The sequence below is a fragment of the Actinomadura formosensis NBRC 14204 genome (genome assembly GCF_001552155.1).
GTDB lineage: Bacteria > Actinomycetota > Actinomycetes > Streptosporangiales > Streptosporangiaceae > Spirillospora > Spirillospora formosensis.
The window spans coordinates 1-24,604 of record NZ_BCQQ01000067.1 but is presented as its reverse complement, the minus strand read 5'-3'; the positions used below and the strand labels follow the sequence as shown (position 1 = coordinate 24,604).

24 protein-coding genes and 1 tRNA gene are annotated in these 24,604 nt (G+C 71.5%); 20 read left to right on the top strand and 5 right to left on the bottom strand.

Going from position 1 to position 24,604, the window contains the following annotated elements:
* Positions 1 to 50 precede the first annotated feature (50 nt).
* The 4 genes from AF1_RS18530 (at position 51) to AF1_RS18515 (ending at position 2,535) form a co-directional block, all read left to right on the top strand.
* Positions 51 to 479: a DUF3052 domain-containing protein gene (locus AF1_RS18530; RefSeq protein WP_067800433.1), complete on the top strand. Its 429-nt coding sequence runs from the start codon at positions 51 to 53 to the stop codon at positions 477 to 479.
* Positions 480 to 496: 17 nt separating this feature from the next.
* Positions 497 to 958, top strand: a complete 462-nt coding sequence (locus tag AF1_RS18525; RefSeq protein ID WP_067800428.1) for a peroxiredoxin — start codon at positions 497 to 499, stop codon at positions 956 to 958.
* A 69-nt stretch (positions 959 to 1,027) separates the two neighbouring features.
* Entirely contained in the window at positions 1,028 to 1,378 is a 351-nt protein-coding gene (locus AF1_RS18520) for a hypothetical protein (protein ID WP_067800425.1), read from the top strand.
* A 98-nt stretch (positions 1,379 to 1,476) separates the two neighbouring features.
* Positions 1,477 to 2,535: a potassium channel family protein gene (locus tag AF1_RS18515; RefSeq protein ID WP_067800423.1), complete on the top strand. Its 1,059-nt coding sequence runs from the start codon at positions 1,477 to 1,479 to the stop codon at positions 2,533 to 2,535.
* Between the two features lie 133 nt (positions 2,536 to 2,668).
* On the opposite strand, the gene AF1_RS18510 is transcribed toward AF1_RS18515, so the two are convergent.
* A complete protein-coding gene (locus AF1_RS18510) occupies positions 2,669 to 3,640 on the bottom strand; it encodes a phosphoribulokinase (RefSeq protein ID WP_067800418.1) in 972 nt (323 codons plus the stop codon).
* A 161-nt stretch (positions 3,641 to 3,801) separates the two neighbouring features.
* Between AF1_RS18510 and AF1_RS18505 the strand changes: the two genes are divergently transcribed.
* Entirely contained in the window at positions 3,802 to 4,458 is a 657-nt protein-coding gene (locus AF1_RS18505; protein ID WP_067800414.1) for a response regulator, read from the top strand.
* Positions 4,455 to 5,594 carry a GAF domain-containing sensor histidine kinase gene (locus AF1_RS18500; RefSeq protein WP_067800411.1) on the top strand — a complete coding sequence of 380 codons (1,140 nt, stop codon included), beginning with the start codon at positions 4,455 to 4,457 and terminating at the stop codon, positions 5,592 to 5,594. Before AF1_RS18505 ends, AF1_RS18500 begins: the two co-directional genes overlap by 4 nt.
* Positions 5,595 to 5,641: 47 nt before the next feature.
* On the opposite strand, the gene AF1_RS18495 is transcribed toward AF1_RS18500, so the two are convergent.
* Both AF1_RS18495 and AF1_RS18490 read right to left on the bottom strand, forming a co-directional pair.
* Positions 5,642 to 6,820: a saccharopine dehydrogenase family protein gene (locus AF1_RS18495; protein ID WP_067800408.1), complete on the bottom strand. Its 1,179-nt coding sequence runs from the start codon at positions 6,818 to 6,820 to the stop codon at positions 5,642 to 5,644.
* Between the two features lie 92 nt (positions 6,821 to 6,912).
* Complete coding sequence (locus AF1_RS18490) at positions 6,913 to 7,848, bottom strand: LysR family transcriptional regulator (RefSeq protein WP_084263076.1); 936 nt, start codon at positions 7,846 to 7,848, stop codon at positions 6,913 to 6,915.
* 198 nt (positions 7,849 to 8,046) lie between these two features.
* Here AF1_RS18490 and AF1_RS18485 point away from each other — a divergent pair, with 198 nt between their 5' ends.
* From AF1_RS18485 to AF1_RS18445, 9 genes are all read left to right on the top strand, one after another.
* The gene (locus tag AF1_RS18485) at positions 8,047 to 9,480 is read left to right on the top strand and encodes a form I ribulose bisphosphate carboxylase large subunit (RefSeq protein ID WP_067800405.1); all 1,434 of its coding nucleotides are present in this window, start codon (positions 8,047 to 8,049) and stop codon (positions 9,478 to 9,480) included.
* Complete coding sequence (locus AF1_RS18480) at positions 9,480 to 9,908, top strand: ribulose bisphosphate carboxylase small subunit (protein WP_067800402.1); 429 nt, start codon at positions 9,480 to 9,482, stop codon at positions 9,906 to 9,908. Before AF1_RS18485 ends, AF1_RS18480 begins: the two co-directional genes overlap by 1 nt.
* Entirely contained in the window at positions 9,905 to 10,855 is a 951-nt protein-coding gene (gene cbbX, locus AF1_RS18475) for a CbbX protein (RefSeq protein WP_242608922.1), read from the top strand. The genes AF1_RS18480 and cbbX overlap by 4 nt, the downstream gene beginning before the upstream one ends.
* 160 nt (positions 10,856 to 11,015) lie before the next feature.
* Positions 11,016 to 11,924, top strand: coding sequence for a PAC2 family protein (locus tag AF1_RS18470; protein ID WP_207394123.1), 909 nt, complete (start codon positions 11,016 to 11,018; stop codon positions 11,922 to 11,924).
* 53 nt (positions 11,925 to 11,977) lie between these two features.
* Positions 11,978 to 12,397, top strand: a complete 420-nt coding sequence (locus AF1_RS18465) for a CBS domain-containing protein (protein WP_067800397.1) — start codon at positions 11,978 to 11,980, stop codon at positions 12,395 to 12,397.
* Positions 12,394 to 13,029 (top strand): dienelactone hydrolase family protein, encoded by a 636-nt coding sequence (locus AF1_RS18460; protein ID WP_067800394.1) that lies wholly within the window; start codon positions 12,394 to 12,396, stop codon positions 13,027 to 13,029. The genes AF1_RS18465 and AF1_RS18460 overlap by 4 nt, the downstream gene beginning before the upstream one ends.
* 105 nt (positions 13,030 to 13,134) lie before the next feature.
* Positions 13,135 to 13,206 (top strand) — tRNA-Val (locus AF1_RS18455).
* Positions 13,207 to 13,645: 439 nt separating this feature from the next.
* On the top strand, positions 13,646 to 14,065 hold the full coding sequence (locus AF1_RS18450; RefSeq protein ID WP_131732794.1) for a hypothetical protein: 420 nt from the start codon (positions 13,646 to 13,648) through the stop codon (positions 14,063 to 14,065).
* A gap of 23 nt (positions 14,066 to 14,088) precedes the next feature.
* Positions 14,089 to 15,120 carry a radical SAM/SPASM domain-containing protein gene (locus AF1_RS18445; protein ID WP_165488420.1) on the top strand — a complete coding sequence of 344 codons (1,032 nt, stop codon included), beginning with the start codon at positions 14,089 to 14,091 and terminating at the stop codon, positions 15,118 to 15,120.
* A gap of 257 nt (positions 15,121 to 15,377) precedes the next feature.
* On the opposite strand, the gene AF1_RS18440 is transcribed toward AF1_RS18445, so the two are convergent.
* Positions 15,378 to 16,760, bottom strand: coding sequence for a prolyl oligopeptidase family serine peptidase (locus AF1_RS18440; protein WP_067800383.1), 1,383 nt, complete (start codon positions 16,758 to 16,760; stop codon positions 15,378 to 15,380).
* Between the two features lie 74 nt (positions 16,761 to 16,834).
* Between AF1_RS18440 and AF1_RS18435 the strand changes: the two genes are divergently transcribed.
* On the top strand, positions 16,835 to 17,806 hold the full coding sequence (locus AF1_RS18435) for an ArsR/SmtB family transcription factor (protein ID WP_067800380.1): 972 nt from the start codon (positions 16,835 to 16,837) through the stop codon (positions 17,804 to 17,806).
* 99 nt (positions 17,807 to 17,905) lie between these two features.
* Here AF1_RS18435 and AF1_RS18430 read toward each other — a convergent pair whose 3' ends face one another.
* Complete coding sequence (locus tag AF1_RS18430) at positions 17,906 to 18,976, bottom strand: right-handed parallel beta-helix repeat-containing protein (RefSeq protein WP_067800376.1); 1,071 nt, start codon at positions 18,974 to 18,976, stop codon at positions 17,906 to 17,908.
* 333 nt (positions 18,977 to 19,309) lie between these two features.
* Here AF1_RS18430 and glnII point away from each other — a divergent pair, with 333 nt between their 5' ends.
* The 4 genes from glnII to AF1_RS18410 all read left to right on the top strand — a co-directional run.
* Entirely contained in the window at positions 19,310 to 20,323 is a 1,014-nt protein-coding gene (gene glnII / locus AF1_RS18425; RefSeq protein ID WP_067800374.1) for a glutamine synthetase, read from the top strand.
* 163 nt (positions 20,324 to 20,486) lie between these two features.
* Entirely contained in the window at positions 20,487 to 21,116 is a 630-nt protein-coding gene (locus AF1_RS18420; protein ID WP_131732795.1) for a hypothetical protein, read from the top strand.
* Between the two features lie 261 nt (positions 21,117 to 21,377).
* Positions 21,378 to 22,385, top strand: coding sequence for an alpha/beta hydrolase (locus tag AF1_RS18415; protein ID WP_067800368.1), 1,008 nt, complete (start codon positions 21,378 to 21,380; stop codon positions 22,383 to 22,385).
* Between the two features lie 160 nt (positions 22,386 to 22,545).
* Positions 22,546 to 24,604: beta-ketoacyl synthase N-terminal-like domain-containing protein (locus AF1_RS18410; RefSeq protein ID WP_174548865.1), on the top strand; the 2,059-nt coding region annotated here is incomplete at its 3' end.

The following is a 24,604-nucleotide window of genomic DNA, read 5'->3' as shown; positions in this document are numbered from 1 at the left end:
AACGAGCAAGCGCACGGCATCGTGCGGACTGACGACAGGGGAGGACTTTCGTGAGCGCGACCGCGGGTCAGGCGCAGTCTGAGCGCAGCCTGGCCGAACGGCTCGGCATCAAGCAGGGCCAGGTGGTGCAGGAGATCGGCTACGACGACGACGTCGATGAGGAGCTCCGCCGCTCCGTCGAGGAGCTCACGGGGAACGAGCTGGTCGACGAGGACTACGACGACGTGGTCGACATCGTGCTGCTGTGGTGGCGCGAGGAGGACGGCGACCTGTTCGAGGGCCTGACCGATGCGATGATCCCGCTCACCGGCGGCGGCAACATCTGGCTGCTGACGCCGAAGGCGGGCCGGGACGGGCATGTGGAGCCGAGTGACATCGGCGAGGCCGCGCAGACGGCCGGCCTGTCGCAGACCAGCAGCATCAGCGCCGCCAAGGAGTGGTCCGGCACGCGGCTGGTCGCACCCAAGGTCCACAAGTAGCCGGGGACGGTAGGACTTTGGCCGTCAACGTGGGCGACGACGCGCCGGACTTCGAGCTGCAGGACCAGCACGGCGCACCGGTACGGCTGTCGGGCTTCCGCGGCGGGAAGAACGTCGTCCTGGTGTTCTATCCGCTGGCGTTCAGCGGCGTGTGCGCGGGCGAACTCTCCCGGCTCAGGGACGAACTCCCGACCCTGGGCGGCGAGGACGGCGTGCAGGTGCTCGCCGTCTCGGTCGACTCGATGTTCGCGCTGCGGGCCTGGTCCGACCGGGAGAAGTTCCCGTTCCCGCTGCTGTCGGACTTCTGGCCGCACGGCGGCACGGCGGAGCGGTACGGCGTCTTCGACGGGGGGAAGGGGGTCGCGCTGCGCGGCACCTTCATCATCGACACCGAGGGCGTGGTCCGGTGGAAGGTCGTGAACGCGATCCCGGACGCACGTGACATCGGCGAGTACCGCAAGGCGCTCGCCGGGCTCTGAGCGGACGGACCGGTCCGGGCCTGGCCGAGCCGGTGGCCGGAACCGGTCCACGCACCTGTGGAGGTGTTGATGCCCTGCTTCCGCTGCGGGGTGCGGCAGACCGATCCCGTGCGCGGCGCCAGCCCGTGGAAGCGCGGGGTCCGGGCGGACCACCAGGTCCTGATCTGCCCGGGCTGCCAGGCCGGCGGCGACTGGGCGGACGACCTGGACCGCTGCGCGGCCTGCGGCTCGACCGCGCTGGTGTGCCGGCTCGGCGAGGTCGAGTGCCGCGCCTGCGGCCACACCCGCGACGCCGTGCGGGACGAGCCGGGCACTGCGGCCCTGGTGCACTCCGGCGCGGAGCGGCCGTCCGACGGCGGCCTGTCGGAGGAGGTGGCGGCGGCGCTGTCGCGCGTCCTGAAGCGGGGCCCGGCCGGCTGAGCCCCGGCCGCCCGGTGGCCGGGTCCGGCCGGTGAGCGTCGCACACCGTGACCGAACCGCGCTTGACGTGGGGTTTTGTCCGCTGCAACGCTGCGCGAATGCCGATCGTGCTGTTGCGCCTGGTCAGCCGCTTCACCGCGCGGACCTGGCGCGCCCCCGCGCTCGTGCTCCTCGCCGCGTTCCTGGTGGGCTGGCTGCTCATCGCGGTGTTCGAGGATCCGGGCGCCAAGATCAAGAAGCCGCACGAGTACTTCTGGTACTTCTTCGTCAGCGGCACCACCACCGGGTACGGCGATCTCGCCCCGGCCACGCCCGGCGGGCGGGTCGGCGGCGTGCTGATCATCGTGGCCGGGCTCACCGCGGGGCTCGTGCTGTTCGCCGAGCTGACGCTCTGGATGGCGAAGGGCAGGACCATGAAGGCGAACGGCCACGCGCAACTGCACCGGCGGGACCACATCGTGGTCGTCGGCTACGACCGCGACGCGCTGCGGGCCATCATCGGCCAGTTGCGCGCCGACCCCGAGTTCGTGAAGACGCCCGTCGTCGCGCTCTTCTGGCCGGAGGAGCTGACGGGCGAGAACCCCGACCCGGACCTCTACGAGGTGGTCGCCAACGACGACACCGCCTACGAGCGGGCATGCCTGGAGAAGGCGCGGACCGTACTGGTCGTCGGACGCTCCGACGACGAGACCGTCCGCGTCATGCTGGGCGTGTCGGCCTATCTGCGGCGGTGCGGGGAGCCGTCCGCGCATCTGCTGGCCGGGCTGCGCGACGGCGGCCGCCGCACGGAGATCACCGAGGCGCTGAACCTGGTCAGCGCCGACATCGAGCCGGTCGACATCGACGACCCGGCGGTGGTCGCGGTCGCGATCCGCAACCCGGGCGTGGCCGCCATCTACCACAACCTCGCGAGCACCCTCGACACGGACGGCACGCTGTACCGCGTGGACGTCCCCGAGGACGCGGGCGAATGGTCCCGCCTCGATGTGGCGATCTTCCTGCTCCGCCGGGGCAGCACGCTTCTCGCGGTCGGCGAGTCGCACCGTCCCAACGCCCGCTTCCGGCTCACGTCCATGCCGGGGGAGATGGTCCGCGGCGGCCAGTCCCTGGCGGTGGTCGCCCCCGACCGCCCGGTGATCCCCTGGGGCGAGCTCTGACCGGTGCCGGGAGGGCGCCCGCGGCGGGCGCCCTCCCGGCGGCCGCCTGCGCGCGGCCCGGGGCACAGGTCCAGGGAAACCCCGGGGCCTCCCCGCGCGCATGCGGAGCCTTTGCGCCGCCAGGCGGCGGCCCCTACGCCGCCTGGCGGTGGTCCGCGTCGAGCAGGTGGTAGAGCAGCAGGAGCTGGGTGATGGCGAGCGGGTCGCTGGTCCCGGCGTCGCCCAGCCGGCCGAGGGCGTCGGGGTCGGGCAGCGCGGCGCCGGCGCGCGGGCCGAGCCGCTCCCAGATGGCCTTCTTGACGACCTGCGACTCCTCGGGCGAGACGTATCCGTGGACGTGCAGGGCGTCGACGGGACGGCCGTCGTCGTCGCGGTGCAGCCGCAGGTGCATGGCGGTCTCGGTGTCACCGTAGCCGCTGTCCAGGACGTCGGCCAGCTCGGGATGGTCGATCGTGGGGCGCAGCAGCAGCTCGGCGGAGAGCGGCGTGCCGGGCGGGTCGAGGCGGCCGGCGACGGGCGCGAACCGGACGACGATGTCGGCGTGCTTGCGCTGCGGGCGGATGTAGGCGGCGCTCTCCTGTTCGCGGCGGGCCAGCTCCGCCATGACCTGCTCCGGGCTGTAGCCGCGCTTGTCGCAGTCGCGGTGCACCTTCCAGGAGTGCCGCAGCGGCTCGGGCGGGTCGAGGTAGACGGTGATGTCGAAGCAGGCCCGCGCCATCCTGGTGTGCAGCGGCAGGAGGCCCTCGACGATCACGAAGTCGCGGGGTTCGACCAGCTCCGGCCGGACGAGCTCGCCGGTCGAGTGGTCGTAGACGGGCTTCAGGACCGGCTCGCCCATCGACAGCAGTTGGAGGTGCTGCTCCATGATGTCGATGTGGTTGCAGTCGGGGTGCAGCGCCGTGAACGGCTTGCCGGCCCGTTCGGCGCGGTCGTAGCGGTGGTAGTCGTCCACGCAGACCGCGGTCATCCGGTCGGCCCCGAGGCACTCCACGAGCCCCCTGGTCAGGGTGGTCTTGCCCGCCGCGCTGTCGCCCGCGATGGCGAGCATGACGGGGCGGCGGCCCGACCCGCGCGCCCGGAGCATGTGCACGATCCGATGGGGCACCTGGCACCTCCGTCCTGCGAAATCCGGTTTTCGTAGAAGACGGTACGAGGACCCGGTCGCGGACGCGTCCCCCAATCAGGGGAGAGGGGGGGTGAGAGCACCGGAGGCACTCCCCGGACCGGGGCCGCCGGCAGGCGGATCGCGGTTGTTATCGTGCGGGAATGAGTGCACCCGTACGCGTCGTCCTGGTCGACGACCACGAGATGATCCTCGCCGGGCTGCAGGCGATGCTGGCCGGGTTCTCCGGGCGGGTGCGCGTCGTGGGCCAGGCGGGAACGGGGGACGAGGCGGCCCGCCTGGTCACGACGCTGCGCCCGGATGTCGTCCTGCTGGACGTGCGGCTCGGCCCGGAGAGCGGCCTCGATCTCTGCCGGCTGATCAGCGGGCGCGTCCCGGAGGCGCGGGTGGTGTTCCTGTCGGTGTACGACGACGAGCAGTACGTCTTCGAGGCGCTGCGGGCGGGCGCCGGCGGCTACCTGCTCAAGCGGGTGGACGGCCCCGAGCTGGTCCGGCGGCTGGAGGAGGTCGCGCAGGGCGAGACGGTCGTCGACCCGACGCTCGCCGGCCGGATGGCGGTGACCGCGGCCCGGCTGACCCGCGGCGAGTTCTGGCCGGGCGCCAACCGGGGCCTCACCCAGCGCGAGAGCGAGGTGCTGTCGCTGCTGGTCGGCGGCCTGTCCAACAAGGCGATCGCGGCGCGGCTCGTGCTGAGCGAGGAGACCGTCAAGAGCCACCTGCGCGCCCTGTACCGCAAGCTGGAGGTCACCGACCGGTCGGCGGCGATCGCGGTCGCGCTGCGCGAGGGCCTGTTCCGGTGACGTCCCCGCTGGAGCTGCTCGCCGGCCGCGGGACGGATCTGCTCGTCCGCGTCGTGGCCGCGGCCTGCTCCGACCGGGAGCTGCCGCGGATGGCCGAGGAGCTGGCCGGGCTCGTCGTACGGTCCGCGCGGGCGCTGACGTTCTGCGACGTGTACGTCCTGGACGAGGAGGAGCGCGCCCTCGAATGGCCGGGCCCGCCCGTCCCGCTGGGGGAGGGCGATGCCGGCTGGGCCGCCGCGCACGGCCGGGTCCGCGCGCACGCGGACGGACGCGGCGCCGCGATCCCGGTGCACGGCGACGGCGGCGTGATCGCGGTCGTGGACGTCCGGTCCGCCGGGCCCGCCCTGCCGGAGGATCTCGCGCTCGTCACCGCGCTCGCCGAGCTGTTCGCGCCGGTGCTGTCGTCGTGCCGCCGGCTGCGCACCGCCCGCGAGCGCGAGCACGCCGCCGAGCGGTTCGCCGAGCGGGCCGTGGAGGCGCAGGAGGCGGAGTGGTCGCGGCTCAGCCGGGAGATCCACGATGGCATCGCGCAGCGGCTCGCCAGCCTCGGCTTCCACCTGTCGGCCGCCGAGCGGGCGCTGCCCGAGCACCATCCGGAGGCGCTGGCGCAGATCATGATGGCGCGGCGGCTGTGCGAGCTGGCGGCGGGGGAGACCCGCGCGGCGATCGGGGGGCTGCGCCCGCCCGTCCTGGACGATCTCGGCCTGTCGGCGGCGCTCGCCACCCTGGCCCGGGAGGCGGGGGACGGTCCTGGGCCGTCCGGCGTGATCGACGTGACGGTGACCGTCGAGGGCGAGCTGGAGGACGAGCTGCCCGACCACGTGCAGACCGCGCTGTACCGGATCGCGCAGGAGGCGGTCGGCAACAGCCTGCGGCACGCGTCCGCGAACCGCGTCGACCTGCTGCTGGAGCACTCCAGCGACCGGATACGGCTGAAGATCGCCGACGACGGGCTCGGCTTTTCGATGCGGGACGTCCTCGCCCGCGGCGGCCGGGGCCGCCGCCCCGACTCCTACGGCCTGCGCGGCATGCGCGAGCGCGCCGAACTGCTCGGCGGCCGGGTCGCGGTGCGGAGCCGGCCCGGCGCCGGGACGACGGTGGAGGCCGTCATCCCCATCCCCGGCCGCCGCGGCTGAACCGTCCCGCCGCCGCCCTCATCGGGCGGTGGCCGGCGGTACCCGGATCAGCGCTCCGCCAGGACGCGGAAGGTGATCCCCGCCTTGACGAGCCGCTCGACCAGCGCGTCGCCCATCGCCGTCGCGGTCGTGACCTGCCCGGACGTCGCGGGCAGGTTGTCATGGGCGAGGCACAGCGCCGACTCGGCGAGCATCTTGGCCGTCTCGGTGTAGCCGGGGTCGCCGCCCGCGACCTCGGTGACGACCCGCCTGCCGCCGCCTTCGCCGACGAACTTCACGCTGAACCAGTTGCGGGCGCGGCGCCGCGCCGACGGCCCCTCGCCCGGTGCGCGGAGCCGCAGCAGCAGGCTCCGGGTCGGCGGGAGCGCGGCGAGCGCGAGCAGCGCGCCCGAGCCCGCCGCCATCGCGGCGGCGGTCGCGAGCCGCCTGACCGCGACGTAGTGGCCGTAGGAGAAGTCGGGGCCGTAGCGGTCGAGCGCCGCCGCCGACCGGACGACGATCTGCGGGTCGATGGTGGGCAGCGGCAGTGTCCAGCCGTCCCCGACCCGGGCCTTCGGCACCGGGCCGCGTGCGAGGCGCACCCGGCGGCCCGCGGGCCGGTCCTCCAGCCGGCGGCGTTCGCGTCCGGCGCGCAGCATCCCGGCCGCGTCCCCGAAGATGCCGATCGCCGAGTGCAGGGTGCCGCCGGAGGCGTCCCCGCGCACCCGCAGGAATCCCTCGACGCGCAGCGGGACGCCCTCGGGCAGCCGCTTGACCGTGAAGTAGACGCCGAGGTCGTGGGGGATCGAGTCGAACCCGCAGGCGTGCACGATCCGCGCGCCGCTGCGCACCGCCTCCCGGTGGTACTTCACGTACATGCGGTCCACGAACGTGGGCTCGCCGGTGAGGTCGACATAGTCGGTACCGGCGCGCGCGCAGGCCGCGACCAGGGGCTCGCCGTACTTGACGTAGGGGCCGACCGTGGTGATGACGACCCGCGACGATTCCGCCAGCTCCTCGATGGAGGCGGCGTCGGTGGTGTCGGCGTGCAGCAGCGGCACCCCGGCGCACGCGGGATCGATCTCCGCCAGCCGGCCGCGGACGGCCGTGAGCCTGCCCCGGTCGCGTCCGGCGAGAGCCCAGCGCGTCCCGGGATCGGCATGCCGGGCCAGGTACTCGGCGGTGAGGGCGCCGGTGAAGCCGGTGGCGCCGAACAGGACGATGTCGTACGGGCGGTCGGCGGTCATCGATGCACCCCTTTCACGGGTCCGAACCTGATTCTGTCGCGTCGGCGGCCGGGCATGCGCGAGGGGACGGCGATGTGAGCGACGGCACTCCTCTAGGGGCGCCGCGATGATCCTGACCGCGGTCCGGCCGGGCCCGCCACCGGTGTCGCTGTGGGGCCCGCCGCAGCGGGCCTCCAGCCGGGCGCGTCCAGCAGGTGCCGGACGAACAGCAGCGTCGTCGCGGTCGGCACCGCCCCGGCGACCGCGTGCCAGGGCCGGTCGAGCGGCATCCCCGGCGCGTCGACCACCACGAGCCGCCCGGCGGCCAGCTCCGCGCCGACGGCGTCCCGCGACACCAGCGCCACCCCGAGCCCGGCCGCCGCGCCCGCGATCACCGCGCCGTTCGAGCCGAGCACGAGCCGGGGCGGCGCCACCTCGCGGTCGGCCAGGTAGGCGTCCGCGCTCGCCCGCGTCCCCGAGCCCGGCTCGCGCATCACCCAGGGGGTGCGGGCCGGCGCGAACCCGTCCGCGACGTCCGGCGCGCCCACGACCACCAGCTCGTTCGGGCGCCTGGCCAGCACGGTCGCCGCGACCTCGGCGGGCGGCCGGCCGGCCAGCACGAGATCGGCCTCGTGCGCGGCGAGGCTGCTCCACACCTGGCGGCGCGGCCCCACCTCCAGCGTCAGCTCGACCTCCGGCCAGCGGGCCCGGAACGAGGCGAGCAACTCGGGCAGGATCTGGTCGGCGGCCGTCGTGACCGCCGCCAGCCGCAGCGGCCCCCGCCCGGGATCGGCCGCGCCGCGCGCCGCCGCCCGCCCCTCCTCCAGCAGGCCGAGGACCTGCCGCGCGTACCCGGCGTAGACGGCCCCTGCGGCGGTCAGCCGGACCCCCCGCCCCACCCGCCGGACGAGCGGGACGCCGAGATCGCGGGTCAGCGCGGCCACCGCCGCCGAGACCGCCGACTCGGTCACATACAGCCGCCGCGCCGCCGCCCGCACCGACCCGGTGTCGGCGAGCGCGACGAACGTCCGCAGCCGCGCCTCCGTCACGTCCGGCCTCCTCATTCAAGTGAATGCTCAATCTTCACCGTAGAACACTTGATGGACATCACAAGTATCGGGAGGTGAAGCTTGAGGCGTCACGGTTCCACGCGACCGGGACGCGGTGCCCGCTCCGAAACCCCTGGGACATGCCGTCCTTCACCGGGGCGGGCACCGTGTTCCGTCGCCCACGAAGGGAGAGCGGCGATGGGCTCGGGCAGATGGTCGGCGGGCGTGATCCCCTATGCGGAGATGGGCTACTGGCGTCCGGACTACGAACCGAAGGACAGCGACATCCTCGCCGCCTTCCGGATCACGCCGCAGCCGGGCGTGCCGCCGGAGGAGGCCGGCGCGGCCGTCGCGGGCGAGTCGTCCACCGCGACCTGGACGGTCGTGTGGACGGACCGGCTCACCTCCTACGAGAACTACCAGGGCAAGTGCTACAAGGTGGAGCCGGTCCCGGGCCAGGAGAACCAGTTCATCGCCTACATCGCCTACGACCTCGACCTGTTCGAGGAGGGGTCGATCGCGAACCTGACGTCGTCCATCATCGGGAACGTCTTCGGGTTCAAGGCGCTGAAGGCGCTGCGCCTGGAGGACATGAGGATCCCGCCCCACTACGTGAAGACGTTCCAGGGGCCGGCGCACGGCATCGTCATGGAACGCGAGTACCTGGGCAAGTTCGGCCGCCCGCTCCTGGGCGCGACCGTGAAGCCCAAGCTCGGCCTGTCGGCCCGCAACTACGGGCGTGTCGTCTACGAGGCCCTCCGCGGCGGCCTCGACTTCACCAAGGACGACGAGAACATCAACTCCCAGCCGTTCATGCGCTGGCGCGACCGTTTCCTCTACTGCATGGAGGGCGTCAACCGGGCGCAGGCCGCCACGGGCGAGGTGAAGGGCCACTACCTCAACGTCACCGCCGCGACCATGGAGGACATGTACGAGCGCGCCGAGTTCGCCAAGGAACTCGGCAGCGTCATCGTGATGATCGACCTGACCATCGGCTACACGGCGATCCAGTCGATGGCCAAGTGGGCGCGCAGGAACGGCGTCCTCCTGCATCTGCACCGCGCAGGGCACTCCACGTACACGCGGCAGAAGAGCCACGGTGTGAACTTCCGCGTCATCGCCAAGTGGATGCGGCTCGCCGGCGTCGACCACATCCACGCGGGAACGGTCGTCGGCAAACTGGAGGGCGACCCGAACAGCGTCCGCGGCTACTACGACACCCTCCGCCTGGACAAGGTCGCCGCCGACCCGGTCAAGGGCCTGTACTTCGACCAGGAGTGGGCGTCGCTGCCCGGCACGATGCCGGTCGCGTCCGGCGGGATCCACGCCGGGCAGATGCACCAGCTTCTGCACTACCTCGGCGAGGACTCGATCCTCCAGTTCGGCGGCGGGACGATCGGCCACCCGATGGGCATCGCCGCCGGCGCCACCGCCAACCGCGTCGCGCTCGAAGCGATGATCAAGGCGCGGAACGAGGGCCGCGACTACCTCGCCGAGGGCCCCGACATCCTGCGCGCCGCCGCCAAGAACAGCCGCGAACTGGACATCGCCCTGTCCACCTGGGGCGACATCACCTTCACGTACGAATCCACCGACACCCCGGACGTCGTCGAGACCCCTGTGAGCGTCTGATGCGGATCACCCAAGGAACCTTCTCGTACCTGCCCGACCTGACCGACGACGAGATCGCGAAGCAGATCGCCTATGCCCTGGACCAGGGCTGGCCGTGCTCGGTCGAGTTCACCGACGACCCGCACCCGCGCAACTCCTACTGGGAGATGTGGGGCCTGCCGATGTTCGACCTCGCCGACCCGGCCGGCGTCCTGTACGAGGTCAACGAATGCCGCAAGGCGTACCCGGACCACTACATCCGGCTGAACGCCTACGACGCGCACTACGGACGGCAAACGACCGCCCTCCAGTTCATCGTGCAGCGTCCCGCCGAGGAGCCGGGCTTCCGGCTCGGCCGCGCGGAGACCTCCGACCGGCGTGTCCGCTACACCGTCCACCCGTACGCCCTGGACCGTCCCGAGGGCGACCGTTACGGGGCGGGACGTTGAGCGAACGGCCCGGCTTCGGGATGCGTCCGAACGGCTCCCCGGAGGATTCCTCCCCGGTTCCCGCCACCGGGGAGCCGCTCCCCGCGGACGCCCGCGTCGACCTCGCCAAGGAACGCGCCGACTCGCAGGTGGACTCCGTCCTGGACGCCCTCGACGCCGAGCTCATCGGCCTCACCCCGGTCAAGACGCGCATCCGGGAGATCGCCGCGCTGCTGCTCGTGGACCGCGTCCGCGCCCGGTTCGGCATCGACTCGGGACGACCCAACCTGCACATGTGCTTCACCGGCAGCCCCGGGACGGGCAAGACGTCCGTCGCCGTCCGGCTCGCCGAACTCCTGCACCGCCTCGGCTACATCCGCCGCGGCCACCTCGTCTCCGTCACCCGCGACGACCTCGTCGGCCAGTACGTCGGCCACACCGCGCCCAAGACCAAGGAGGTCCTGAAACGCGCCATGGGCGGTGTGCTGTTCATCGACGAGGCGTATTACCTGTACCGGGCCGAGAACGAGCGCGACTACGGGCAGGAGGCCATCGAGATCCTCCTCCAGGTGATGGAGAACCAGCGGGACGACCTGGTCGTCGTCCTCGCCGGCTACAAGGACCGCATGGACTCCTTCTTCACCTCCAACCCCGGTATGGGCTCCCGCATCGCCCACCACATCGACTTCCCCGACTACGAGCCCGACGAACTGGAGGCCATCGGCCACCTGATGATGGACCGCGACGGCTACGGCCTCGCCCCCGAGACCGAGCCGGTCTTCCGCGACTACCTCTCCCGCCGCCGCGCGCAGCCCCGCTTCGCCAACGCCCGCTCCGTCCGCAACGCCATCGAACGGGCCCGCCTCCGGCACGCCAACCGCCTCCTCGCCGCGGGCGGCGAAGTGGACCGCGAAGCCCTCACCACCCTTCACCCGGAAGACTTCCTGGCCAGCAGGGTCTTTTCGTAATTTTTTGGGACTGCGGCCTCGGCCACCACCTCGACCATCAGTGCCCCGGAGCGATACGGCGATCGCCGTATCGCCCGCCGGAGGAGGGCTCCAGGGCCCGACGCCGAAGGCGGCGCAATGAGTACTGTTGGGGCGAAGACATGTAGAGGTGGGGGAGAAGTTGCTTAACCCAGAGGATCTGTACGAGCTCGACGCCGACCTGCCGGAGATGACGGGTCCGGTCCTGCTGCACAGCCTCGACGGCTTCGTGGACGCCGGCTCCACCGGGCAGCTCGTGCGCGAGCACCTCCTTGAGTCACTTGAGCACCGCGTGATCGCCCGCTTCGACGTCGACTCGCTGATCGACTACCGGGCCCGGCGGCCGGCGATGACGTTCGACCGCGACCACTGGGCCTCCTACGACGCGCCCGAACTGGTCGTCCGGCTGCTGCGCGACGAGATCGGCAGCCCGTTCCTGATGCTGACCGGGCCCGAGCCCGACCGGCTGTGGGAGGGGTTCACCGCATCCGTCATGCACCTGGTCGAGCGGCTGGACGTCGGTATGGTCGTCGGCTTCCACGGCATTCCGATGGGCGTCCCGCACACCCGCCCGGTCGGCACCACCGCGCACGCCACCCGGCCCGAGCTGGTCACCCGGAACTCCTGGTTCGACAAGGTGCAGGTGCCGGGCAGCGCCGCGAGCCTGCTGGAGCTGCGGCTCGGCGAGGCCGGGCACGACGCCATCGGGTTCGCCGTGCACGTTCCGCACTACCTCGCCCAGTCCGCCTACCCAGCCGCCGCCGTTGCCGCGCTGGAGGCCATCGTCTCCGCCACCGGGCTGGTGCTGCCCGCCGACCGGCTCCGGGACGCGGCAGCCGCCACCGACGCCGACATCGCCGAGCAGGTGGACGGCAACGACGAGGTCGAGAAGGTCGTCCGGGCGCTGGAGCAGCAGTACGACGCGTTCGCGGGTGCCGCCGAGCGCGACAACCTCCTCGCCGAGTCGCAGGACATGCCCACCGCGGAGGAGCTCGGTGCGCAGTTCGAGAAGTTCCTCGCCGAGCAGGACGGGCCCGAAGCGTCCGGGTAGACATATCCCGTCCGCCGCTGGGTAGGCGAGCGCCCGAGAAGGGAGGTTCGCTCATGGCCCAGAAGGTGAACGAGGTGATGACCCCGGTGCCCGTGGCGGTGTCCCCGGACACGTCCCTGGTGGAGGCCGGGGACCTCATGCGGCAGCACGGCATCGGCGACGTCCTCGTCGTCCACGAGGGGCGGCTGCGCGGCCTGGTGACCGACCGCGACATCGTGATCCGCGCCGTCGCGGCACAGCGGGACATGACCACCACGACCGTCGCCGACATCTGCAGCACAAACATGGTCACGATCGGGCCCGCCGAGGACGCCGACGAGGCCGTCCGGCTGATGCGCGAGCACGCCATCCGCCGGCTTCCCGTGATGGAGGGCGACCGCCCGATCGGCATGGTGTCGATCGGGGACCTGGCCGTCCAGCGCGACGAGCACTCGGCCCTCGCCGACATCAGCGCGGAACCGCCGAACACGTGATCACGCTGAAGCTGCCGGACGCCGAACTCGCCGGCGACCTGGCGATACCGGACGGTGCCACGGGCATCGTGCTGTTCGCGCACGGCAGCGGCAGCTCGCGGCACAGCCCGCGCAACCGGGCCGTGGCCGAGGGCCTGAACGCCGCCGGCCTCGGGACGCTCCTCATCGACCTGCTCACCCAGCACGAGGAGGAGATCGACCGCGTCACGGCCGTGCTCCGCTTCGACATCGAGTTGCTGACCCTCCGGCTGATCGGCGCGATCGACCGGCTGACGGAGGGGCTGGAATCCGCCCCGCACACCGCCGGTCTCCCCGTCGGCCTGTTCGGCGCCAGCACCGGCGCCGCCGCCGCGCTCGCCGCCGCGGCGGCCCGGCCCCGGATCGCCGCGGTGGTGTCCCGTGGCGGGCGTCCCGACCTGGCGGGACCGTCGCTGCCGCGTGTGCGGGCCCCCGTGCTGCTGATCGTCGGAGGCCGGGACACCGAGGTCCTGGAGCTGAACGAACGGGCGGGCAAGATGCTCGACCGTTCCGAGATCCATGTCATCTCGGGCGCGAGTCACCTGTTCGAGGAGCCGGGCGCGCTGGAAGAGGTGACCATGCAGGCCGCCGACTGGTTCAACCGGCATCTGTGATGCGCGGCGTCGCCACGGTGGGCGCGGGCCCCGCCGCCCGCCCACTTGATACCGTTTCGCGCTCCCCCTCACGAACCGGGTACGCTTTCCCGGCAACGAGCACGCGGGCGCGTAGCTCAGGGGTAGAGCACTCGCCTTACAAGCGAGGAGTCGGCGGTTCGAAACCGTCCGCGCCCACACAGGTAGAGGCCATGGTCCGCCGTCGCGGATCATGGCCTTTTGGTCTTGTGAGTGACTAACGCGGTGGCCGCGAACGTTCGCCGGCCGCCGTGTTGAGTAGCCCGGTGCCGGTGACCACCGATGACGAGACAGTCTTGGCGTCGCCTTCTTGCGGACGGGCCGCCAGACGTACCTCGCGTGTCTCACGTGGACGGTGTGCGGCCTGCGGGAATCTTGTCGAGCCGTTGATCCCGGAGTTCACGCCGCGCCGGCCGTGCTGCGGGACGGCTGCGGGGGACGATCGGGCGGTGTTCACCGCTTCCTCACCCTCGCAGCCGCGATCACCTGTCGGAGTCGGTGAGCAGATGGATCTGGTGATCGGATTGCGCACCAGGGTGTCCTGCCTCGTTGAGGGTGAGGCAATATTGCCCAATTTGGGGTATCTATCCGTTTATTTGTGGCGACCGGATACGGCCATGAGGGGGATGAACTGACTTCTGGCCGGATATTGTTTGGACTCTGCCACCTCCTGCTGGAAGTCGAAGCGATCATTTCGCACCTGGGGGCCATCATGAGGGATGAGATCCAAGCTCTGTTCCGGCTCCGAGACGAGTCCGTGCGCAATAAGGACGTAGCGCAGTTCCTGTCCACTCAGCTCCATGAGCTGCCTTCGGGGCTCAGCGAGAGCTACCTGTCCGTCGACGGCATGACGTCGAAGATCCTGTACTTCCACGAAGCGTCGGAGACCGGCATCGCCGTTCTGGTCGAAGAGATCTACACGAGCAGCGGAAAGCTGCAGAATTCTCCACGGTCTTCGCTCTTGATCTACTTCCTGGTGGACACCAAGGCGGGATGGAAGATCTACAAGAGCCGGTAGCGGTCAGCCTCAGGGGGAGCGCTGTGCATGACGTCGATCAGATCGATCACGAATCGGCCATGGGACCGGCCGGGCGGGGGCTCGGGTTCCTCTGGCTGGAACTCACCAACCGATGCAATCTGAAATGTGTCCACTGCTACACGGAGTCTCATCCGGGCAGTGGAGGACGCGACATCATGACCGCCCGCGACTACGAGTCGGTCATGACCCAGGCATATGAGCTGGGATGCCGGAAGATCCAGTTCATCGGCGGCGAACCTCAGATATCTCCGGACTTCATGAGGCTCCTCAGGTACGCGAAGGAGACGGGCTTCGAGTTCGTCGAGGTGTTCACGAACCTCACCCGCCTCACCGAGGAGACCCTCGGCTTCGCGACCCGGCACGGTGTGCGTTTCGCGACCTCGGTGTACTCCCGGGCCCCGGAAGCGCATGACGGTGTCACCGGCGTTCGGTCCAGCCATGTGCGCACGATCAAGAATCTGCGGCGGCTCATCACCAGTGGCGTCGAGACGCGCGCCGCCGTTGTCGATATCCGTCAGGACGCGACGGCGGCCGAGGAGGCCCAGCGGTTCTTGGAAGATCTCGGCGTGGGAAGCGTGCGCACGTCCCGGGTCCGTGAATTCGGACGGGGTGAAGCTCTGACCGGGCAGCAGGGGAGCATGTCGGCCCTCTGCGGTCATTGCTGGAACGGGAAACTCTGCATCGCGCCCGACGGCCTGGCCTACCCGTGCGTGATGGCGAGGCAGTGGCCGGTCGGCAATGCGCTGACGGAGACACTCGCCCGCATCGTGACGGGTGGGGAGTTGCGCAGCACCCGAAAGGCGATCTTCGAGGAGGCATGGCTGCCGAGGACGCCACCCCCGTCCGCTCATTGCGACCCCTGCCCGCAGAGCTGCGACCCCGACATCTCCTCATGCCCGCCGAACTCGCACGTCTGCAATCCGATCGCCTGCCCGCAGTCGTGCAGTCCGCAGGATTGGTGCGGTCCTCCCTCCTGCATGCCAACGCCTGATATCCCCCAGAAGGAGACACCTAAGATCCTTCCAAAGGAGTAAGGAAGGAGCGGTACATCGATGCGACGGGGCGAGCATGGGTTTCCCGTGCACCCTGAACGGTCGCCCTGCCGATCTCGTTACGCAGCGGAGTGGCAAATCCTCCCCGGCTTGTGGGGGGCCGGGAATCCTTTCTGCGCGGTGCTCTTGATCGTCCAGATGAACTGCACCGTCCGCGCCCACTGCGTGAACCCCCTGTTCCCGATCCTGGGAACAGGGGGCTCGTGCCATTAGCTCTGTTCTGAACAGGGGTGGGGTGGCTATGGGCGGAGGTAGTGGCCGGGGTTGTAGTGCGTGAAGGACGGGGTCGTGGGGTGCAGGCCCGGCTCGGGGTCTAGGTCGAACACGGTCTGGTGGTCGGGGCCGAACATTGCCGCGGCGCCGTTGAGCGTTGCCGGTCGGGTGTCGCCCCAGTGGCCGGTGTTCATCCGGGTGAGCAGGGTTCGCAGCGCCACGATCTCTTCGGCGGCGGTGAAGGTGCAGTGGTAGCCGCGGTCGACGTAGAGCTGTTTCAGGTTCGCGGGGTCGCCCGCGCGCCGCACCTGGGCGGCGTACCAGCGCTGGTTCTCCGGCGGGACGCTGCCGTCTTCCGTTGAGTGCAGGGTGACCACCGGCCAGGGCGTCCGGCCGGTGGGGGTGCCGTATCGGTCGAGGTGGCGGACGGCGGCGGGGTCCGCCTTGACGCGTGGCGCCGCGTTCAGCCGCCCGAGGTCCTCGCGGAGGCTCAGGCCGGCCTCGCGGTACGCGCGCTTCACCAGTGCCTTCTGGCTGGAGCGGGCGAAGAGCGCCCGATAGTCCACACCGGTGTTCCAGGACGGATTTCCCCCGGCGCGGTTCTCGATGTCGGTGCGGTTGACACCCCAGAAGGCGCCCCGGTCATAGGCGGCGTAGAAGTATTGCTGCCGCACCTGGTCGGCGACCGTTTCCGGTGCCGGTGCCCGTGATGTGTAGCGGCCGGGAACGTCCGCGAGCGCGGCGGCGAGGGCGAGCCGGGCACGTCCGCGAGGGTCGTTCAGCGCGGCTCTGAGCGCCCGGCGGGCGCCCGCGGTGTTCGCCTCCGGATCCTTGATGCGCACCAGTTCGAGTTCGGGTGCGAGCAGCGTCTTGATCGCGTGGTTCGCGTCGAGAGCGCTGTTGAAGTGGCCCGTCGTACCGCCGACCACTCCGCAGAGGGAGGCGACGCCGGTGAAGCGGCGGGGGTTGCGTTCGGCCAGCAGCAGGGCGAGGAGCCCGCCGGCCGACGCGCCCGCCGAGATGGTGCGCCGGGGCTTGCCGACGTTCGCGGTGAACCAGTCGAGCAGGTCGATCTGGTCCTTCGCCCCGGACTCGACCACCCCCCAGCCGCGCACCACGCGGTACTGCGAGGCCGCCAGCGCGTACCCCTGATCGAGCAGCCACTGCCTTGTGGCCGGGTGGTTCGTCAGCGCGATCTCCGAGGGCGGGGGGAACTCCAGGCTGTACGCGCCGTGGCTCCACAGCAGCAGCGTCCCGTTCCAGTGACTCGGGACCTCGACACGGTAGGGAACCCCGTCGATGCTGCCCTCACGAACGGTTGCGTCGGCGCGAGCGGGCAGCGCGACCGTGACCAGGGCGGCGAACACCATCAGCGGAACGGTGCGACAGAACAGGCGGAGTCGGTTCATGGGCGCACCTTCCATGAGGTTCTGCGCCGAGCGCAATGATTTTGGAAATAGCTGAAATGTCGTATATTCCGGCCATGCTGCGGCTCTGGCTCGACTATGAGGACCTGACCCGGATCCGCATCACTCCCGGCCTCTCACCGATCGCCCAGACCGTTCTCAGCGCTCAGGCGCTGCGTGAGGGCGGGCCGGAGCCGATTGCCGGTTCGTGGCGATCGCGTACGCGCGCAAGGCTCACCGGCCCGTCCCGTCTGCTGCTCGACCTGGTGCCGCCCGGGCGCTGGATTCCCGACTTCCTGACGCCGTACACACGCGTGCCGGGGATCGAATCGGAACTCGACGCCGTCGCCTCGACGCCCGCACGGCGGATCCGCGCCGAACTGGAGCGGTCGTACGGCCCGCGGCCCCCGGCCTCGTGGCTGCCCCGCCTCGGCGCCGGGGACGGGGAGACGGTGCGGACGCTGATCCGCGGGCTCGGCGATTTCCACCGGGTCGCACTGGCGGATCTGTGGTCCGACCTGAGCGCTCACCTGGGCGCCGAAGCGGCCGGTCATGCCCGGACGATGGCCGACCTCGGAATCGGCGCCCTGCTGGGGAACCTGCACGCCGCCATCCGCTGGACGCCCCCGGTGCTGGAGATCGAAACGCTGTGCGGCGGCGACGTCCGCCTCCAGGGGCGCGGGCTCCTGCTCATCCCCTCGTTGTTCGTCACGGGACCGCGTGTCCTGATCGGCGGCGACGGCCCGGCGACCGTGGTGCTTCCCGCGTCCCGGCCGCTCAGCGGAACGGGCGGCGCCCTCGACGCCCTGCCGCAGGTGTTCGGCCGGACCCGGGCGGCCGTGATCCGGCTGGTCGGCGCGGACGGGGAGCTCACGACCGGGGCATTGGCGGCCCGGCTCGGGGTCAGCGCGGCGTCGGCGTCCCAGCATGCCACCGCCCTGCGCGGCGCCGGTCTCCTCACCAGCGAACGCCGGGGCAAGACGGTGCATCATGCGCTGACGCCCCTCGGCGAACGGTTTCTGCGCAGTGGAGGCGGCCCTGCACGGTGATCAGGGATCCCGCCTGCGCGGCTTGAGCGGGACGTGCTGCGGCGGGTAGGTGAACCCCCTGATCCCATGGCGGGGACCAGGGGGTTCATGACGATCGGGTCAGCAGAGACCCTGCGGGTCGGAGGTCCGGCACTCGTTGTGGCGGAAGCGGTTGGTCTTGCTGCCGCTCTGGTCGACCAGGTCGTACGGTGAGTTGCCGAGGACGATGTTGTTCTTGATCAGGTTGTGGCGTGCGGGCCGGCCGCCCGGGCTCGGGAGAAGCACGACGCCTCCGGAGGAGGGCAGCGTCCCGCGGTTCCGGGTGACGATGTTCTCCGTGATCAGGTTGTGGTCGCCGCCGAGGACGAGGACGCCGGTGCCGCCGAGCGGCGGGACCTCCTCGTGCGCCGGGCAGGACCGGTTGTTCTTGGAGATGTAGTTGTTCCAGAGCTTCGTGTGGCCCTGGCCGCCCCTCTGGTCGTCGTTGACGAGCGCGGCGCCGACGCAGTTGTAGACGAGCTTGTTGCCCCACGCCTTGACGTGGTGGGCGTGCCGGACGAGCAGGCCCAGCGTGTTGCCGGACGAGTAGTTCCCGGCGACGATCGTCCCGCGCGCGTTCTTGATGTCGCCCACGTAGATGCCGGCGTCGAGGGCGTTGTCGATGGCCCAGTTGTGCACGAACCGGCCGCGGATGGACCTGAACTCGGTGATGCCGTACTCGCCGTTCTTCTTGGCCAGGACGCGTTCCACCGTCAGCCGGTCGGTGTACATGCCGTAGACGCCGGTCTCCTTGAACCTCCACACCGTGAGGTCCTTGATCGTCACGCCCCGGACCAGGTGCTTGTAATTGCCGACCACGCAGAATCCCATGCCGGGCACCCCGGCCTTCGCGCAGTGGTCCTTGCGGCCGGGACGGATGACGGTCTTGAAGCCCGCGCCGCGGATCGTGAGGCGCTTGTTGACGTAGATGCCTCCGTCGTAGTACCCCGCCTTGAGCTGGATGACGTCACCGGGTCTGGCGTGGTCGACGGCCGCTTGGATCGACTTGCCCGGCCGGACGACATGGACATGTCCGCCCTTCCAGTGTCCGCCTTTCCAGCCGTGTGTCGAGGCCTGGGCGGCCGGCCCGAATGCGGCGAGTCCGGCGGCGGCGACGACCGCGCTGAGCGAGACCGCGAAAGTCCGCTTCATTCCTTTCCCCCGTTTCTTTTCAGCGGTGCTAAATCTCATGGCGGTGCCGCTATGAGATCACTCGATCATCTTGGAACGGACACTTCATGCCGACGATTTCAGTGGAGTAAAGAACACCCGAAGATTGCAGGGGGGTGGGGGATTTGGGTATTTGCTGGAATATTTCGGTTTCGCTGGTGCCGGGGACGGGGTCCGGGGTGTGTGACGAACGTCTCGGCGGTCAGGTTGCGTGTTACATGCCGTTCACAAACGGGCAACAGTGGCGAAATGCCCGGTTGGCACCTTCTGTAGGGCCGAACCCACGAGGCCAGGCGGACACGAAGGGGACCGACGTTGAGCTACAAGGCCGAGTACATCTGGATCGACGGCACCGAGCCGACCGCGCGGCTGCGGTCGAAGACGAAGATCCTCGCCGACGGCGCCGACCTGCCGGACTGGAGCTTCGACGGATCCAGCACCAACCAGGCGCCCGGCGACCACTCGGACTGCGTGCTGAAGCCGGTCTTCTCGTGCCCCGACCCCATCCGCGGCGGCGACGACAAGCTGGTCCTGTGCGAGGTCTACCTCGTGGACGGGACGCCCCACGAGACCAACACCCGCGCCAAGCTGCGTCCCATCGCCGAGCAATACGCGGACCAGGACTCCTGGCACGGCATCGAGCAGGAGTACACGTTCTTCAAGGACGGCCGTCCGCTGGGCTTCCCCGAGCGCGGCTTCCCGGCCCCGCAGGGCTTCTACTACTGCGGTGTGGGCGCCGACGAAGTGTTCGGACGCGACATCGTCGAGGCCCACATGGACGCCTGCCTGGCGGCCGGGCTGAAGATCTCCGGCATCAACGCCGAGGTCATGCCGGGGCAGTGGGAGTTCCAGATCGGCCCGGCGGGCCCGGTCGAGGTCGGTGACCACATGTGGGTCGCCCGGTGGCTGCTCTACCGCATCGCCGAGGACCACGACGTGTCCGCGACCCTCGACCCGAAGCCGGTGGAGGGCGACTGGAACGGTGCCGGCGCGCACACGAACTTCTCGACCAAGGCCATGCGCGAGGGCTACGACGCGATCATCACGGCGTGCGAGGCGCTCGCCGAGAAGGCGGACGAGCACGTCGCGAACTACGGCGCCGACATCGAGCGCCGGCTCACCGGGATGCACGAGACGGCCCCGTGGAGCGAGTTCAGCTACGGCGTGTCGGACCGCGGCGCGTCCGTGCGGATCCCGTGGCAGGCCGAGGTGGACAAGAAGGGCTACATCGAGGACCGCCGCCCGAACGCCAACGTCGACCCGTACGTGGTCACCCGCCTGATCACGAGCACCTGCTGCGCGGCGCTGGAGAAGGCCGGCCAGGTCTGACCGGACGCGACGACGATCCCCCGCAGAGCCCGGCTCTGCGGGGGATCGGCATGTTCGCCGTGCCGGGTGAGGTGGCCAAACGTCTGCAAATTGTGGGTCTGGGGTGAGTTCCGCCTATCGGTCCCGGGTAGCACCCCCTACGTTCGCACCCGGGGGAGGGAACATGCCCGATTCGCCATTCGGGTGGTACTCCGGCGGCCCGCCCGGCAGGCATGTCGGCCGCCCTGCGCCACGGCCCTGGGAACGGTCGTTCCGGTGTCCCTCCACGGTGCGTCGGCGCCCGCCGGAGGCGCCGCCGAAGCGCTACGAGGACTTCGTCGCGCTGCACGAGGAGATCTCCGAGGACGCCGACCGTCCGCTGCGGCCGCTGTGGTGGACGGGGATCTCCGCGTCCCTGCTCGGCGGCGGCCTCGCGTTCGCCGCGGTGATGGCGCTGCGCACGGTGTTCGGCGTGCAGGTCCCGGTGTTCGCGGGCGGCCACACCCCCGCGACGCCCGCCGCGACCAGCTACGCGCTGTGCGCGATGGCGGTGACGATCCAGGCGACCGCGCTGATGCACCTGCTGCTCGCGACGGCGGCGCGTCCCGTCCGGGCGTTCGTGTGCATCGGCGCGATCGCCGTTTTCGTCCTGACGGTGCTGCCGCTGACGGTGCGCGGCCCGTTCGACGCGGCGCTCGCGACCTCCGGCCTGAACCTGGCCGGCGGGACGGCCGTGGTCGCGCTGCTGTCGGCGGTGGTGGGGGCGGCGCGGCAGTTCCCGGGGGACGGCCCGTTCAGACGTGTCCGCCGCTGACCGCCGGCGGAGGCGGCCCGCACGGGGTACGGGCCGCTCCCGCCGCCACGGAACGTGATCACCATTATGCGGGATGCCGTCGTCCTGCGCGAGATTCTCGCGGCCGTCTCCCTCCCGTGCTGTCAAACCGAGTTCACGCAGGATTAACGGCGCGGTGATTTCGCCGGGCGGTGACCGGTGTATCAATGGCCTGGACGGGGGAGACCGCCTTTGGTCACCGCGTTTCCGCCGTCACCGTCGAATGCGGATGGACACTGACGAATGATCCTCACCCCGCGAGGCGCGCGAGACGCCGCGTCCAATCTCCTCCGGCTGGCGCTGTACGGTCATGTCGCCGATCTGCGCCCGATGCCGGCGGAGCCGATCGGCGACGGCCATGGACCGGCGGTGTGCCGCTACCGTCCCCCGGAGGGGGTGGTGCCGGCCGGGCCGCCGGTGCTGTTCGTCCCGCCGCCGGGCATGCCGGCGCGCTGCTACGACCTGCGCCGGGGGTGCAGCCTCGCCGAGCACGTGGTGCGCGCCGGGCGGCTCAGCTACCTGCTCGATCACGGTCCGGCCGAGGACCGCGACCGTGTCCGGGGTTTCGCGGGCTGGGTGCGGGACGTGCTGCCGGCCGCGGTCCGGGCGGTCAGCCGGGACGCGGGCGGCCAGCCCGTCCAGCTCGTCGGCTGGTGCCTCGGCGGGATCGTCGCGCTGCTGGCCGCCGCCGCCGACCCCGGCCTGCCGATCGCGTCGGTCACCGCCATCGCCGCGCCGGTGGACGCGCACGCGGCGCCGCCGGCGCACCGGGTCCGGCTGCCGGCCGGCGTGGGCAGATACGTGCTGCGTCCCTGCAAAATGCTGGTCAATCTCGACAACGCCGATCTTCTGGAGCAGATCGAGGCGGTCGATCATTTCGCGAGCTTGGAGATCGCCTATCCCGGGCACGCCGTCCGGCGGATCTACCGGTCCCTTTCCCGGGACGGCGGGCTGATGGGCGGGGACGTCGAGATCGGCGGCCGGCGGGTGGATCTCGGCCGGGTCGGCGTGCCGGTGCTGGCCATCGCGGGACGCGGTGACGCGTTCGCGCCCGCCCGGGCCGTCCGGCCGCTCGGGCGGCTGCTGGGCGGGGCGCCGGAGGTGCGCTTTGAGATCGCGTCCGGCGGCCACCTCGGCGTGCTGACCGGACCGGAGGCCAGAACGACCACGTGGCGGCATCTGGACCGGTGGCTCGACGAGGGCACCGTCAGGCACGGGATCCGGGCGCAGCGCACCGCGCTCACCGTCTGACCGGCGCTGCCGCAGGTCTTGCGCACACCAAGGGACGGTCCAATCTTCTTTGCGATGCCGCCATCAGCGCGCCCGCCGGTGTGTCATCTCGGTGATCAATGCGTCGCCGACCGTAATGTGACGCACCGTTGGTGCCGCACGGTACGTCGGGGGGCAGTGCATGACGGCGGACAAGGGCGAATACGGCACGGGCCCGGGGGAGCGGCCGGAGATCATCGGGGTCACCCCGTTCGGCCGTCCCGTCCCCCATCTCGCCGTGTCCGTCGCGCGCGCGGGCGGAACGGGGGTGCTCGACCTCGGTGCCGACCGGGCGTCCGGACTCGCCGCGCTGGCCGATGTGCGCCGCTGGTGGCCGGGTCCGTTCGGCGTCCGCGTCCCGCCCGGCTGCCGGGTCCGGCCGGGTGAGCTCCCGCCCGCCGTCGGCACCGTGCTCGTGGGCGCCGCCGCGCTGCGCTCGGACGACTGGCTCGACGTCGCCGGATTCGCCCGCGGCCGCCGCCTGCTGATCGAGATCGCGGACCCGGCGGAGGCCGCCGCCGTCGTCCGTGTCGCGCGCGGCCTCACCGGGGAGGTCGGGCTCATCGCGCGGTCCGGCGAGCTGACGGCGTTCGTCCTGCTCCAGCGGCTTCTCGCCGACGTCGACGTCCCGGTTCACGCGGCGGGGGACATCGGCCCGCACACGGCCGCGGCGGCGGTCGCCGGAGGCGCGGCCGGGGTCGTGCTGGACGAGCAGTTCGCGTTCGTCCGGGAGATGGATCTGGGCGGGCCGGTTCCGACGCGGCCCGGCTCGCCGGCCGCCGCGCTCGCGGGCCGGTACAAGACGGCCGGGGGAGTGGTGCAGGCCGTCCGCGAGCAGATCCGCCTGCACATCCGGGCCGCCGTCCGGACCGAGCCGCTGGTGTCGCGCGCCGATCCGGCGGTCGTGCAGGGGCCGATGGCGCAGCTCACCGACGGGTCGGCGTTCGCGGGCGCGGTCGCGCAGGACGGCGGCCTGCCGTTCCTGTCGCTCGGCCTGCTGGACGGCGGCCGGGTGCGGGCGCTGCTGCGCGAGACCGCCGAGCGGCTCGGCGAACGGCCCTGGGGCGCCGGCGTCCTCGGGATCGCGCCACCGGAACTGCGGGCGGAGCAACTTGCCGCCGTCCGCGACACCGGGGCTCCGTACGCGATCATCGCCGGCGGAGGCCCGGCGGAGGCGGCGCCGCTTGAGGCCGCCGGGATCAGCACCTACCTGCACGTCCCGTTCCCGGCCCTGCTCGGGCGCTTCCTCGACGCGGGCGTGCGGAAGTTCGTCTTCGAGGGCGGCGAGTCCGGCGGCCACGTCGGGCCGTACGCGAGTTTCCCGCTGTGGGACGCGCAGGTCGAGCGGCTGATGGCGGTCGGCGAGGACGCCGGGGAGCTGTCGGTGATGTTCGCGGGCGGCGTGCACGACGCGCGGTCCGCCGCGATGGTCGCCGCGCTGGCGGGTCCGCTGGCCGAGCGGGGCGCCGACGTCCGCGTCCTGATGGGGACCGCGTACCTGTTCACGCCCGAGGCGGTCGCGGTGGGGGCGATCCTGCCCGGCTACCAGAGTGTCGCGCTCACCTGTGCGGGGACGGCGCTGCTGGAGACGGCGCCCGGCCACGCGATCCGCTGCGCCCGCACCCCGTACGTCGAGACGTTCGCGGAGACCCGGCGCGAGCTGGAACAGGCCGGGACACCGCCGCAGGAGGTGCGCCGCCGCCTGGACAAGCTGAACCTCGGCCGGCTGCGCGTCGCCGGCAAGGGGCTGCGCCTGAACACGCCGGTCGAGCCCGCCCGGCAGTATGCGGAGGGTTTGTACGCGATGGGGCAGGTCGCGGCGCTGCGCCGGTCCACGGTCGGGATCGCCGCCCTCCACGAGGAGGTCACGTCCGGCGGGACCGCCTTCCTGGCCGCCCGCGCCGCCGAGATCGGGGTGCGGGAGGCCGGTGAGGGCGCCGCCTCCCGGGCCGACATCGCGATCATCGGGATGGGCTGCGTTTTTCCGGGGGCTCGCGACGCCGACGGTTTCTGGGCGAACATCGTCGGCGGTGTCGACTCGATCACGCGGGCCGCGGGGGCGGAGCGGGCCGGTGTCATCCCCGAGATCCCCCTCGACGCGCCCGGCGACGGCGCCCCGATCGAGCTCGTGTCGGTGGAGGTCGCGTCCCGCGCCCTGGAGGACGCCGGCTACGCCGACCGCCCGTTCGACCGCTCCCGCG

Coding starts and splice junctions, on each gene's coding strand:
- AF1_RS18520 (WP_067800425.1), top strand. CDS start 1,028: ATGCCCTGCTTCCGCTGCGGGGTGCGGCAGACCGATCCCGTGCGCGGC.
- AF1_RS18515 (WP_067800423.1), top strand. CDS start 1,477: ATGCCGATCGTGCTGTTGCGCCTGGTCAGCCGCTTCACCGCGCGGACC.
- AF1_RS18505 (WP_067800414.1), top strand. CDS start 3,802: ATGAGTGCACCCGTACGCGTCGTCCTGGTCGACGACCACGAGATGATC.
- AF1_RS18495 (WP_067800408.1), bottom strand. CDS start 6,820: ATGACCGCCGACCGCCCGTACGACATCGTCCTGTTCGGCGCCACCGGC.
- AF1_RS18485 (WP_067800405.1), top strand. CDS start 8,047: ATGGGCTCGGGCAGATGGTCGGCGGGCGTGATCCCCTATGCGGAGATG.
- AF1_RS18480 (WP_067800402.1), top strand. CDS start 9,480: ATGCGGATCACCCAAGGAACCTTCTCGTACCTGCCCGACCTGACCGAC.
- AF1_RS18465 (WP_067800397.1), top strand. CDS start 11,978: ATGGCCCAGAAGGTGAACGAGGTGATGACCCCGGTGCCCGTGGCGGTG.
- AF1_RS18440 (WP_067800383.1), bottom strand. CDS start 16,760: ATGAACCGACTCCGCCTGTTCTGTCGCACCGTTCCGCTGATGGTGTTC.
- AF1_RS18435 (WP_067800380.1), top strand. CDS start 16,835: ATGCTGCGGCTCTGGCTCGACTATGAGGACCTGACCCGGATCCGCATC.
- AF1_RS18430 (WP_067800376.1), bottom strand. CDS start 18,976: ATGAAGCGGACTTTCGCGGTCTCGCTCAGCGCGGTCGTCGCCGCCGCC.
- AF1_RS18420 (WP_131732795.1), top strand. CDS start 20,487: ATGCCCGATTCGCCATTCGGGTGGTACTCCGGCGGCCCGCCCGGCAGG.
- AF1_RS18415 (WP_067800368.1), top strand. CDS start 21,378: ATGATCCTCACCCCGCGAGGCGCGCGAGACGCCGCGTCCAATCTCCTC.